7 protein-coding genes are annotated in these 12,914 nt (G+C 57.2%); 3 read left to right on the plus strand and 4 right to left on the minus strand.

Annotated features, from left to right (window positions below; genetic code table 11):
* The first annotated feature begins 2 nt into the window (after positions 1-2).
* The 3 genes from AC5PZ0_RS23865 to AC5PZ0_RS23875 are packed head-to-tail and all read left to right on the plus strand — an operon-like array spanning position 3 to position 7,178.
* On the plus strand, positions 3-1,874 hold the full coding sequence (locus AC5PZ0_RS23865) for a DNA methyltransferase (RefSeq protein ID WP_493855855.1): 1,872 nt from the start codon (positions 3-5) through the stop codon (positions 1,872-1,874).
* Positions 1,871-3,955 (plus strand): N-6 DNA methylase, encoded by a 2,085-nt coding sequence (locus AC5PZ0_RS23870; protein WP_493855856.1) that lies wholly within the window; start codon positions 1,871-1,873, stop codon positions 3,953-3,955. The genes AC5PZ0_RS23865 and AC5PZ0_RS23870 overlap by 4 nt, the downstream gene beginning before the upstream one ends.
* A complete protein-coding gene (locus AC5PZ0_RS23875; protein WP_493855857.1) occupies positions 3,942-7,178 on the plus strand; it encodes a DNA methyltransferase family protein in 3,237 nt (1,078 codons plus the stop codon). The genes AC5PZ0_RS23870 and AC5PZ0_RS23875 overlap by 14 nt, the downstream gene beginning before the upstream one ends.
* Positions 7,179-7,594: 416 nt before the next feature.
* On the opposite strand, the gene AC5PZ0_RS23880 is transcribed toward AC5PZ0_RS23875, so the two are convergent.
* The 4 genes from AC5PZ0_RS23880 to AC5PZ0_RS23895 form a co-directional block, all read right to left on the minus strand.
* Entirely contained in the window at positions 7,595-7,819 is a 225-nt protein-coding gene (locus AC5PZ0_RS23880) for an AlpA family phage regulatory protein (RefSeq protein WP_493855858.1), read from the minus strand.
* Positions 7,820-7,892: 73 nt separating this feature from the next.
* On the minus strand, positions 7,893-8,390 hold the full coding sequence (locus AC5PZ0_RS23885) for a hypothetical protein (RefSeq protein WP_493855859.1): 498 nt from the start codon (positions 8,388-8,390) through the stop codon (positions 7,893-7,895).
* Positions 8,391-8,401: 11 nt separating this feature from the next.
* Positions 8,402-9,649: a tyrosine-type recombinase/integrase gene (locus AC5PZ0_RS23890; protein WP_493855860.1), complete on the minus strand. Its 1,248-nt coding sequence runs from the start codon at positions 9,647-9,649 to the stop codon at positions 8,402-8,404.
* Between the two features lie 293 nt (positions 9,650-9,942).
* The gene (locus tag AC5PZ0_RS23895; RefSeq protein WP_493855889.1) at positions 9,943-12,801 is read right to left on the minus strand and encodes a TonB-dependent receptor; all 2,859 of its coding nucleotides are present in this window, start codon (positions 12,799-12,801) and stop codon (positions 9,943-9,945) included.
* Between the last annotated feature and the right edge of the window lie 113 nt (positions 12,802-12,914).

Genomic DNA, 12,914 nt, shown 5'->3' on the forward strand with positions numbered 1-12,914 from the left:
CAATGAGCCTCGAACGTAACACAACCTGCACACATTTGAGCTCGCAAGAGGTCAACATCCAAAATAGTAAAACAGCAATGGCGAACATCGCAGAGCTTTACAGCACCCCCTTGCCATCAACACGCACAGGCCCACTTTACAACGCCTTTTCATATCCAACAAAGATCTCGCCCGAAGTGATCGCCGTCTTTATAGCCGCGCATACAAAGCCGGGTGCGACTGTCCTCGACGCATTCGCCGGAAGTGGAACCACAGGGCTCGCAGCCCTACTATGTGATCGACCCACTGATGAGATGCGTCGTATGGCCGACTCACTCGGAGTCAAGCCGGAGTGGGGGCCGCGTACTGCCCATCTTTTCGAGATCGGCACCTTGGGGTCGTTCGTTTCAGAGACTCTCTGTCGCCCGCCAGAGCCGGAGTCATTTGCGGCTGCAGTAAATGAGCTATGCATACGGGCGGAAGAAAAACTCTCTTGGCTCTACGAGGCAAAGGATGAGAGTGGTTCAATTGGCACACTGCGTCATATTATCTGGTCCGAAGTACTCATCTGCCCGCACTGTGGCAATGAAGCTTCTTTGTGGGACGCGAGTGTGAAGACAAAGCCGTTGAGCATGTCGGACAGTTTCCACTGCAAGGGCTGCCAGAAGCTGATCGCCGTGGGAGCTTGCGAACGAGCGCTTGACTCAACTCTGGACGCATTCGGATGTAAGCAACTGACAAAAAAGCGTGTAATCGCGCGGGTGCATGGTCGGAGCGGAACGAAAAAATGGCAGCGTCCGCCTACCCCTGAAGATTATGAAGTTATCGCCCGAATCGCGAAAACCAGACCACCAAAATCAGCTCCCAACGTTGATCTTGTCTGGGGAGAACTGCACCGCTCGGGGTATCACGTTGGCATCGACAAGCTTCACCACTTCTACACAAAGCGCAACTTCATAGCGATGGCAATTCTTTTGGAGCTCGTTGGTGATTTCCCTGAGAACGTGCGCGACGCTTTGAAACTCTTAGTCCTGAGCTACAACTCGAGCCACTCAACGCTTATGACTCGCGTCGTTCTCAAAAAAGGGCAGAGCGACTTCGTTCTTACTGGGTCGCAAAGCGGCGTGCTTTATATTAGCGGACTGCCGGTTGAGAAGAACATTCTCGAAGGCGTGCGGCGCAAGTCCAAAGCATTCATCGACTCATTCAACATGCTTCATGGAAGTGGAAGCACAGTCGTCGTCCACAACGGTACCAGTGAAAGTATGCCGCTGAAACCTCATTCGGTTGACTATGTTTTCACAGACCCACCTTTCGGCGCTTACATCCCCTACGCAGAGCTTAATCAGATCAACGAGCATTGGCTTGGAAAGACTACTGACCGTTCACGCGAAGTGATTATGAGTCCCTCACAGTCCAAAGGTGTTTTGGAATATGGAGCTATGATGGCGAGCGTGTTCACTGAGATCGGGCGCGTACTTAAACCAGAGGGCTTAGCGACGGTAGTGTTTCACTCCGCGCACTCAGAGGTATGGCGGGCGCTCGCGCAGGCGTACACCACTGCCGGCTTCACAGTCGAAGCCACGAGCGTCCTAGACAAAATTCAAGCGAGCTTTAAACAAGTCGTATCGACCGTTTCGGTCAAAGGCGACCCGTTATTGTTGCTGTCGAAGCGCCCCCTTGCCAATGCAGTTGGCAAGACGGCTTCCAAGATTGCAGCAGATGTAATCCGAGATGCCGGCAACAGCTCGCTTACCGATCTGCAATTGCTTTATTCGCAATTTGTCGGCAAGTGCTTGCAGCTTGGTCGTGATGTTGAGTTGGATGCCAAAGCTTTCTATGCTCTCGCGCGGGCAGAGACCAGTTCGGGCCCCAGCCCCTCTGTAGACCTATGAAGCAAGCCCCCCAGCCATCGCTCCCTAGCTACGTGCCAGATGCAGAGCGCCGCAAACGCCTAGGCCAATACTTTACTGGCGTTGGCCTCGGCCGAATCCTGGCCGCACTCGCCCGAGCGGAGAAGGCCGAGAGCATCATCGACCCAATGGCTGGAGACGGCGATCTGCTGGCTTCGTGTCTGGAGGTTGGCGCTGCCCCGGCATCGATTGCGGGCATCGAAATCGATCGTTTTACCCGCGATGCATGCGCTAACCGGTTGCCGCAAGCCGATTGTATTCTTGGCAGCGCTTTCGACCCAGATACGATCTCGAAACTGCGAAAAACGGACTGGGACTTGGTTATTGCCAATCCCCCCTATGTCCGATATCAGTCATTTTCGGAAAAGGCAGAGGTGGACCACGCTCTTCCTACCGCAATCCAAATTCGGGCTGGCCTGCTGAGTACCTTGCCAAGTCTCTCTGCTCTGGACGCCGAAGACAAACGCCTCTTCGCGCACCTCGTAAACGGCTATTCAGGCCTGTCTGACCTAGCAGTGCCCTGCTGGATTCTTTGCGCCGCCCTCGTAAAGCTAGATGGACACCTGGCGTTGGTGGTGCCTGAATCTTGGCTGACGCGCGATTACGCGACGATCGTGCACTACCTCCTGTTCCGCTGGTTCGACATTGAGTTCGTCGTAGAAGATGAAAACGCCTCTTGGTTTAGCGACGCTCAGGTCAAGACGACGCTGATTGTGGCCAAGCGAGTAAAGCGACGCGCGTCGGCTCTTCTGCAAGCGGACAACTCCGCCTACTGCCACATCTCGATCTCCGCCGCTGCTGCCAGCCCGGAGAGTCCCATTGGGCGGATGTCACTCGCTGGAGAATTTAACCCAGAGAGAAATTTCGCAAGACTGGCTCGGTCTTGGCTACGAAATGGCGCGAGCCATCCCACCGGAGTCGCCCGCGCGCGTCCCGCGTCGATAAAGCTCGCATGCAGAAACATGCTTGCCGCCGCCTCGAAACAAAAATGGTTCACAGCAATCGGGGAAACAGCCAGCCAACCGATGGAGGGTATATACGTCTCTCAGGAGATCCATGATTGGCTTGCGCGCCAAGGCATTGCCCCCTGCTTCACTACATTCGAGTCGCAGGGAGTAGCTGTTGGCCAGGGCCTGCGCACAGGAGCCAATGGCTTCTTCTACGCTGACGGCGCGCGCTCGTCAGGGCACGTTGCTCTCTTGTTTTCGGGCCCGTTGGCGGGATTGGTCGCACGGGCACCAGATAGCATTGCTCGGCCCGTCATTCGCCGGCAATCTGAGCTTCCGGCGGGCTTCGCCGTTTCACCTGATCTCGCCACAGGCTGGGCGCTGGACCTTAGACAGCATGCGCTGCCGGAGGACTTGGGCGAAACCGATATGTTCTCATCAGCCTATGAACGCATGCCCGAGTCACTTGCGGCTGTCGTTCGGGCAGCAGGCCAGGCCAACTTCGGCACTCATGCCAAGCCGCAAAAGGTTTGGGATCTAACCGCCGTATCTCCGAACATTAGGCCCGCGGCTCGCGGCATGCCGCCGCGCCATTGGTATATGTTGCCTGACTTTGCGGCCAGGCACTTGCCGGACATTCTGTTAGCGCGAGTGAACTCATCTACTCCGAAAGCCTATTTGAACAAGGCTCGGCAATGCCTCATTGACGCAAACTTTTCGACTATATGGATTTTACCGCTCAGTAAGTGGAATGCAGCTGCTCTGCTCGCATTCATGAACAGCGCGTGGATGCAAGCGGTCCTCGAAACGTCGGCAGCAATCATGGGCGGCGGCGCCCTAAAAGTGGAAGCCACGCACCTGCGACGGCTCCCAGTTCCAGCTTTCAATGAAGAGCAGCTTTGTAAGCTATCACTGCATGGCGACGAGCTCGCCGCTACGGAGGAACACGCGAAAGTGGAAACGGCGCTAAACAACATCAACGCCGTGGTGGGGGAAGCTCTTGGGTGCGATCGCGAGGGAATCAAAGAATTGCTGAAAATCGCGCGCACGGGACAGGAAAAACGTTCAAAACACAACACAAAAAAGGGAAGGCGCGATTGTGGTGAGATATGTTGAAGCCCAGGGGAAGGCTTTCCTGAAGGAAGCCAGCGGCCTCATTCGTGACGGCAAGGCAGAGGATGTGCTCCGACACGCACTCTCAGCTAAGCTGCCGTTGATGTTCCCTGATCAGCCTTGGTGGACCAAGGCTCACGTCACTGGGACAGAGTCGTTGGCAAAGTTCCACGAACTAGGGGCCAAGAAGCATGGCTTCGTCGATGTGCTCGTGGGCGCCACAGTGATCGAATACGAGAGGGACCTGCACGCGCTGGGCACGTTCGCACACGGCATGCATCAGGTGAAGCAATACTGCGCTGGTCAGCTCAATGCGGGGACACCTCGCGACCTGCTCGTTGGCGTGCTCTCCGACACTGTTCGGTGGCACGCTTTCAGCATCTCGGATGTCAAAGATCTTTCTGCCGTTCCGGGCGCCACGAGTTTCGGTCCGGAGCATATCGAGCTCGCCGAGATCGAGTCATGTGATCTTTCTGCGGCTGGTGATGTCGAGGCTGGGAAGCTCGGGGCGTTTTTGATCCGCCATCTTGGTCGCGAAGGGGGCCGCTTGTTGGCTGCACTTACCCTCGCGAACGACTTGGGTTTCGACAGTCCTTTTTGCCAAGCCCATGTCCAGCCGATTGATGCGCTTGTGGACCATGCGTTCTCCCATGATCCCTCCTACGCCAGCATGATCACAAAACTTTGGACAGATTTCGTCTCCTACTTGGGTGGAGACGCTGCCGCCGGCAAGTTCGACAAGGCTTCGTATGTTGGGGAACTCTACATCCTCACTCTTGCCAAGCTCATTTGCGCCAACGTTCTGGATGGGAGGGCCTTGATCAGCAACGATGCAGAGTTGCAAACGATCTTGGACGGATCGTTCTTCAAAGCTCGTGGGTTGCCCAACCTTGTAGAATACGACTACTTCGGTTGGCTCAATGCCAGTCCCTATGTGAGCAACTTGATCGCAGTCGCGCGCGACATTCAAAACGACCTTCGCGCCTATGACTTCAAATCTTCCCCTGCCGAAGACCTTTTCGGCACCCTCATGGCACAGTTGGCGGCGCGCTCACAACGACTTCTGCTGGGACAGGAGTGGACGCCTTCTTGGCTGGCCGGCAAGCTTGTCGAGCGTGTCATGTCGGCGCTCCCGGAAGGAGAGCAGCCGCGCTTCGTCGATATGTGCTGCGGATCGGGAGCAATGGTCGTAGAGACGGTGAAGCGCGCTCAGCAGCGGCTACTCGCTGCCGGTAAAGTTCCAGGTGATCCTGCTGCGCTTAGCGAGCTCGCGATTGCGATTACCGCATTCGACATCGACCCATTGGCTGTGATGCTTGCCAAGGTTGGCTGGGTGCTAGCCAGTAAGGATTGGCTCGCCGCCGGACATGAGGCGCAAATTCCCGTCTATCACGCCGACTCATTGTTTGCGAATACACCTGTGACAGAGGTGTTTAGCGCGAATGGAGAAGAACAACGAAAGCTCAATCTCGACACAGAAGAGGTCGGACTCCCCCAATTCTTGATTACGGCACCGAACCAAACCTTGTTCGATGCTCTGCTTTCACGTGGATATGACATGGCGATGAGCAGCGCAGCGGCAGTGAGCACAACGCTCACCGATCAAGATATCGAGACGATGGTGGACGCGGTACTGACTGACACCGGTGTCGCGCTGGCCGCAGACTTAAGGGGCGCATCAATCGAGTTCTGTAGGAACCTGCTCAAGGCACTGGAGAAACTCCAGCGCGCTGGTCGCAATGGCATCTGGGCATTCGTGCTGCGAAACAGCTTCCGGCCGGCTCTCGTTGCGGGACGCTTCAACGGAGTGGTGACAAACCCGCCGTGGCTGGCTCTCAGCAAAATCGCGAGCAACCCATATCAAGAAGCGCTGAAAGCTAAGGCGGAGCTTCACGGCATCAAAGCTCCCGGCTCTTCGCATCTCCATGTTGAAATCGCCACCATATTCCTCTTGCATGCCATCGAACGCTATTTGACCAAGGGCGCTGTGATCGGATGCATCTTGCCAGACACGGTGCTTAACGGGTCGCACCACGAGCCATTCCGGTCGGCCGGATACCTCACTGCGAACAAGCCTGTGCAATTCACTCCTAGCGAGATATGGAAGATTGCTAACCAGACCTTCAAGAACGAAGCGATTGTGCTTTTCGGTTCCAAGTCGTATCCAAGCGGCAGAAAGACTTTCGTGGGACGGAACGTGAGCAAAGCATCTGAGACTGCGACGACTTTCCACATCGTCAAGTCTAGTGGTCGCACCGCATGGACGACTACGCCACCTAGTGCGCCGACCGTGGAAATCGAGATTAAGAAATCGATCGGCCCACTGTTTCGCCAAGGCGCCGACGTCATGCCTCGTGGCATCGTTTTTCACGCAGCAGTAAAAAGCGGCGCGGGTTGGAACTTAGGGCCAATCAACACTGGCTCACCCTACTACTTCCTAAGATCAGACGGCCATCGACTTAAAGATTTCGCACTGACTGCAACCGGGGTTAGTGACCAAGTGATGTTCGACGTGCTGATCTCAAAGCACTTGGCACCGTATGAGCTTGCTACCGGCGCCAAAGCGCTTCTACCGTTTCAGCATGGGATAAACGGCTGGGGGCCTCGCACTGGACCGGGGATCGCTGCGCTTGGCGGGGCGACGGGTGGCGCGATCAAAGCTGCCTTAACTGCCATAAACGAAAGCGTCGATGAGTTTTTCGAGACGGTGGACACGGACCGCAAAAAGCTATCCGCCCAAGGCTGGACCGGTCGGGATTGGCTGGTGTTCGCCTCGGCAGGTGGCAAGCTGCCGTGCGCCGCGTATGTGCACGGCGCTCAGATCCCTTCTGACAAGACTATCATCGACCAGACTCTCTATTGGGGGCGAGTTGCGACCGAGGATGAGGCAATCTATATCACCGCGTTGATAAACAGCCAAGCGGTCATCAAGGTTATACAGGCCCATCAGCCACGCGGAGCCTTTGGCGAACGCCATATCCATAAGTTGGCATTCGATCGAACTCCGACGTTTGACGCCGCAAACCCAGACCACCGAGCGATCGTTGATGCTGGGAAGGTGTTGCTATCCGAATGGGCCGTCCGACGCACGCAACCTGACATACAACTCATGCTATCGCCGCAGAAACACATGGTCACGCGCCGAAAAAAGATCCGAGCGGCGCTTGAGCAACTGCCTGGCTGGGATGCCTACCAGGCAGCATGCTCCAACCTGTACGGTGTTTGAGTCCGAGTAGAGTTGATCAAGCGGGTCTAGAAGGGATTCGCCCGCGACTGTCTTGCGCTGGCTCGAAATACCGTTCTCACCCTCAGTCAGATGCGTGTCTTGTGGCTAAGAGAAGGCAGTACGTAGAGGCTGCCTTCTTGCCGGGCCATGGCCGATAGACATCCTCACTCGTGGGTTTGGACATGCCGCCAGTCTTGCTGTCCGTCAGGCTCGGGGTCCCTAAGGTGTGGCAGCAAAGCCACGCCCTACCCGATGCTTACGGTGTCCGGAGGCATAAACAAATCCGGTGATGGCTGCCTGACACAAAGGGACAGAAACCCTAATGTTTCTCCAAGGTTTTTCGTGACTAAAATGGCAAAGGCGATATCTGTCCGATATCGCCTTTGCCAGAGGACATCACTACAACCGTAAAACCATCAAGTTTGAAGTCGATCAGCCACCCATTGCTCAACCTCAACCGAATCCCACCCCACCGCCCTTGCGCCAATCCGCCTACACAGGGGGAAACCTCCTACTCTCATCAGTGCGTAGATATGACTGCGTCGGAATCCGCAAAGTTGCTCCGTCTCTTTGAGTCGAATAATCCGACGGCCCCCCCGCTGCACCACCGCATCTTGAACGTCTTTTTGACCGTGTTTCATTCCCTCAAACCTTGCGCCTTATTGGTGCTCAATGGATTCATAGAAAGGGAATCTACGCACAATCACGCGCACGTTAACTTAACATGCGGGCTTTTTTCTGCTTGTTCAAAACGCGCCGCACCTGGGAAACCGAATGCTTGACCCGTGCGGCTATGACAGCGCTGGGAAGCCCTTGCTCTGCCAGCCGAATTGCTTTCTGATGCCAGTCGGGAATCGCTTTCTTCTCTCGATTTTTCTCCACAACCCTACGTTTTTTCTCCACCGTGTACTGCTTAGCACGAAGAGCTATGGTGGTCATCTTGCTGCTGACCTCATTTCGAATGTCATGAACCAAAAAATGTATCGTTTCTAAGCTGACGCTAACCTCACCCGTAAACTCCCTTCTTTTCTCAGGCGTGCTCATCGCACTCTGGTCAAGCGCAAGCGCTTCGAAAGCAGTCTTTTCCTCACCACCACATTCATCTAGTTGTTGAGCCCACTGTTCGATGTTCTCCCAACTGAGTTCAGCACCCTCTAGCGTTGCCTCACTGGCGAACAGCAGGAGCAGTTCTGCGACTACCTTTCCATCCATGTCTACCGCCTCTACAGCGCGCGTTTTGTTTCAAAAGGGATGACATTACCGAGATACGGGGTAGTGACGAATGCTGCCCACGAGTTCATCAACCGCCGACGCTTAACTAGCAAATCCGAGCGTGAATACGCCCCCTCGGTCTGGTCGCGCTCGTCATGCGCCAATGCCAGCTCACAAACTTCACGCGGATGATTCGTTTCCTCGCCAGCCCAATCGCGAAAGGAGCTGCGGAAACCGTGACGAGTGATGTCGCCATGCCCCATGTCATGCAGCAGATTCCGAATGGCATTGGTATGCATCACCCCGCTCTTCCCTCGCCCTGGGAAGAGAAAGTTACTTTCCTCAACGCGCGGCAATTCCCGCAACATCTCGACGACCTGAGGCGCCAATGGAATGCTGAAGGCTTTTCTCATCTTCATCCGATCAGCCGGCAGCACCCATAAGCCAGCCTCCAAGTCGAACTCCGGCCATCTGGCCCCTTGCACCATCTGAGCCCGAGCAGCAGTGAAGATGAGCAAGCGAGCTGCTACAGCTGCGCGGAATTCACTTTCAGCCAGTTGCTGCATGAGCGCAGGCACTTCCTTCCAGCTCATCGCGGCAAAGTGCTCTCGTATCCGTGCTTTCTTTTTATCGGCCTTGTTCAGCAGCTTATCTAGATGGCCGCGCCAGCGAGCTGGGTTTTCCCCCTCTCGCAGATTGCGTGCCTTAGCAGCATCCAGAACCAACTCGATCTGCCCACGCACCTCATCTGCAGTTCGCGTTTTGGTGGACCAAATAGGCTGGAGAACCTTGAGCACCTGGTCGGTATCGATCTCACCGACTGGCACCTTACCGATCACGTCAAAGGCATACAACTCCAGCTTCCTTAGCCAGCCCCTCCGCCATTTCTCAGACCATCCAGGGCCATGAGCATCGGCATATTCCTTCGCCATCTGCTCGAACAGCACGCGCTTCGCATCCTCGGCGCGATGCTGGGTAATCAGGCGATCACGCTCGTCATCTCGGGCGCTCTTGGGGCAAACTCCATTAGCTAGCAGCTTACGTGCGTCAGCGTGTTTGATGCGGGCCCCCGGCAACGATACCTCTGGGTAAATCCCCAGCCCCATGTCGGTCGATTTCTTGTTGAGCTTGTATCTGTAAATCCAGCTCGTACCGCCGCTCTCACCCACCTTGAAGTACAGGCCATCCCCGTCGTTTTCAAAACACTTCGTACCAGCCCTGGCAAGTTGCTCCACCTTCTTGACCGTCAGCTTCCCCATGAGTCCTCCGCCTACGCCCATCCTTCCAGCCCACACCCCAGCCCATACTTTGGAGACTGGCTTTCATTGGCGATATCTGGTCTTTAGTGGACGAACATACACGTAAAACCCAGTAAAACCCAATGGTTATAGGGATTTCTTATAAAATCAGTGGAGTTATCTGGACAACCTATAAGCCGGCCACAAGCCGGCTTTTTAATGCCTGCTTGAAAGCCATCCCCTGCTAAAACCCGCTTTAGCAAGACCACTCAAAGGCGATGGCAAACCCGCCGTGCCACCGCCCTCACCTACCTTCAAAACCTAGTCACCACCCCCATCCGTACCGTCCGCCCGGGAGCCGGCATGAAGCTCTGCGCCAGCGGGTCCAGGTAATAGCGATCGGTCAGGTTCTGCAGCGAAACATTCACCTCGGTGTTCTCAAGCAGCGTGTACTTGAGGAACAGATCGAACAGCGCCACCGAGCGGTACTCGACCTGCGGCGTGGTAGCGCCGGACTGCCAGGGCTTGTCGAGGGTACTGGTAGGCCCGGAGGTGTAGGTCACGCGCCCGCCTACCGTCAATGCTTCGTCGAAGAAACGCAGGCCAGTGGTCAGGTTGGCGGAGAACCGTGGTGGGTTCTGGGTGTTGGTGTAAGAGCCCATGTAGCTGCCCGGTGTGCAGTTTGGCGTGTCTTGGGTTTTCTGGTACGGGTTGGCGGTGGCGCGCAGTTTGCCGGCAAAGTCCGCGTCGCAGGTCTCGGTCTTGAGGTAGTAGGTGGCCGAGAGGTCGGCGAACACACGGCCGGCATCGTAGTTTGACTGCAGTTCAAGGCCGCGGGTGCTGAAGCTGTCGGTGTTGCTGAAGCTCATCTGGCCCCACAGGCCAGGGCTCGGGTCGTAATAGCGGGTGATGTAGTGCTTGATCTTGTTGTCGAAGAAGGCCAGCTTGATCGCGGCTGAGTCGTGATCGGTAAAGAGGTTGTCGCGCAAGGCGCTGACGCCGATTTCCCAGCTCTGCGAGCGCTCGGGCTTGAGGCTTTTGCCGGGGCTGACTTGCTGGGTGCCCTGGCTGGTCTCGAACAGTGACGGCAGGCGCAGGCCTTGGGTGTAGGTGACATAGAAGTACGTGTCAGGCATCAGCTCGACATTGATGCCGAATGCCGGCGAAAAGCCGCCACCGCTGCTGCTCCCCTGCGGGGTATGGTCGTAGCCTGTGACCACGCTGCTGATGCTTTCGGGGCTGACCTGAACGCTGGTCGCGCCGAAGTCATTGAAGCGCACACCGTTGAATGGCTCGTTGCTGTTGCTGAAGACGATGCCGTTGTTCAGCCGGGGGTCGGTGGCGTCGGTGTACTGGCCATTCTGGTCGGGGAACCAGGTCATGCTGCCCCAGCCCTTGGGGCCACTCGCCGAGATGTAGCGCACGTCGCGGTCCTCGCGGCGGGCGGTGGCCAGCACGGTATTGTCTTTGGTGCGGAAGTGGCTGTAACGCCCCCCGCCCCACAGGGTCAGTTGCTCGATCGGTTGGTACTCGAGCTTGCCATTGAAGCTGAACTCCTGCCGCGAAGCATCACGCAGGGTGCGGTTGGCATCGACGTCGTGCTGGGTGATCAGCACGCTTTTCTGCGGTTGCAGGTCTTCCAGCTGGAACGCGCCGCCCAGGTCAAGCTTGAAGTCGCCATGGGCCGTTTCGAACCTGGAGATGTTGTTCAGGTCGCCGCCAATACGGCGGTTGTCCTGGCGTGTCCAACTGCGGTCAGAACGAAACAACTGGGAAACCGGCGCCGTCCATGCCGAACTCAACGAGCTGGTTTTAGCGTCGGTCATCCACAGGTTGCTGGTCAGGTCGACCCACGGGTTACCGGCGGGCAGGTAGTGGTAGCGTGCGGTGTAGGTATCGATCTTCACCTCGCCCAAGGGGTACTGATAGATACCGGCGGTACCGAAGCGGTAGATATCTGAGGGCATGATCTCGGCAGTGCGCCCGTCGTAGCGGCGGTAGCCCAAGTCCAGGGTGTGATCGTCGGTTATCCGCCAGGTCGCCTTGAGCAGGTACGAGTCGGTTTTCGATGAGGAGTTGAGCACTTCCTCGCCCGCGTTATAGGTCATCGCCACGCTGGGCTGTTCACTGCCGTAATCGTTGTAGAGGCGGTAGCGGTCCTGGCCTTTCTTGCCGGAAAAGTAGTTGCCTTGGTTGCGGTGCGCGTAGGCCGCCACCACATCCAGCTGTTCGGTGGTAAAGGCAAACGCGGCGCTGCCCGATTCGGCTTCAGAGCCGAACAGGCTGGCGCGGTTGTCGCGCGGAGGCGCCGACAGGCTTTCATCCTTGGAACTGGAACTGCGATGGGCGGGGGCTACGCCGTTGTCCCAGAGGTCGCCCTTGAGGCGCACGCCAACCTGGTTGCCGTCGACCAGAATGTCCTGCACGCCGATCGTCTGCATTTCCACCGTGCCGCCAATCGCTCCGGATTTGGTTGACGGCCCTTTGTTCACGGTCAGGCTGCTGATCAGGTCGGGGTCGATGTAGCTGCGTTGCTGCGTGCCGCCATAACCGCGATAGACATCCAGGGCCTGCTCCGAACCATCGACCTTCACCGCTACCCGGCTCTGCCCCTGGATACCGCGAATGTTGACGTCCAGGGCGCCGCCGTTGCGGGTGTCACCGACTTGCACACCCGGCACACCGTTGAGCAGGTCGCCCACGGAGACCCGGCCGAAGCGGTCGATCTGTTCGCTGCTCAGGTGCACCGATGAGCGTGGGGCCCGGTAAGTATCCGCTTGAGGTCCCTGTGCGGCAGCGTCGACCATCGTCGGCGACAACTCTGCTGCGGCACGCGTTGCAGCGCCCTGCGCCATCAGCACGTAGCTGCCGGTCGAGCTCGCCACCAACTGCAGCCCGGTATTGGCCAGCAACCGCTGGATGCCCTCACTGACGGTGTACCGCCCCTTCAGGGCCGGCGCCGTACGCCCGCGGGTCAGGTCAGGATCATAAGACACCAGCAGCCCGGATTGGCTGGTGAAACTGCCCAGCGCTGCGCCCAGCGGGCCTTTGGCAATGTTGTAGTCACGCGGCGTGGCATCGTCCAGGCGGGTCGCGGCGACCGCAGCCGTGCCGGCACCCTGGGCCAGGGCCAGGCTGCTGTTCAGCAAGCCGGCGCCACAGCAACTGATCATCGTGCAACGCAGGGCGAAGGTGATGGGCGACAGGTAAAGTCGAGGGCGTGGAGCAGGTGAAGGACAACGTACTGGGAGCATGCTTTTCTCGCTCGTAGGGTGTGCGCCCACCA

It is taken from the genome of Pseudomonas sp. 5.2, from assembly GCF_059025405.1.

Coding starts and splice junctions, on each gene's coding strand:
- AC5PZ0_RS23885 (WP_493855859.1), bottom strand. CDS start 8,390: ATGGATGGAAAGGTAGTCGCAGAACTGCTCCTGCTGTTCGCCAGTGAG.
- AC5PZ0_RS23890 (WP_493855860.1), bottom strand. CDS start 9,649: ATGGGGAAGCTGACGGTCAAGAAGGTGGAGCAACTTGCCAGGGCTGGT.
- AC5PZ0_RS23870 (WP_493855856.1), top strand. CDS start 1,871: ATGAAGCAAGCCCCCCAGCCATCGCTCCCTAGCTACGTGCCAGATGCA.
- AC5PZ0_RS23895 (WP_493855889.1), bottom strand. CDS start 12,801: ATGATCAGTTGCTGTGGCGCCGGCTTGCTGAACAGCAGCCTGGCCCTG.
- AC5PZ0_RS23865 (WP_493855855.1), top strand. CDS start 3: ATGAGCCTCGAACGTAACACAACCTGCACACATTTGAGCTCGCAAGAG.
- AC5PZ0_RS23880 (WP_493855858.1), bottom strand. CDS start 7,819: ATGAAACACGGTCAAAAAGACGTTCAAGATGCGGTGGTGCAGCGGGGG.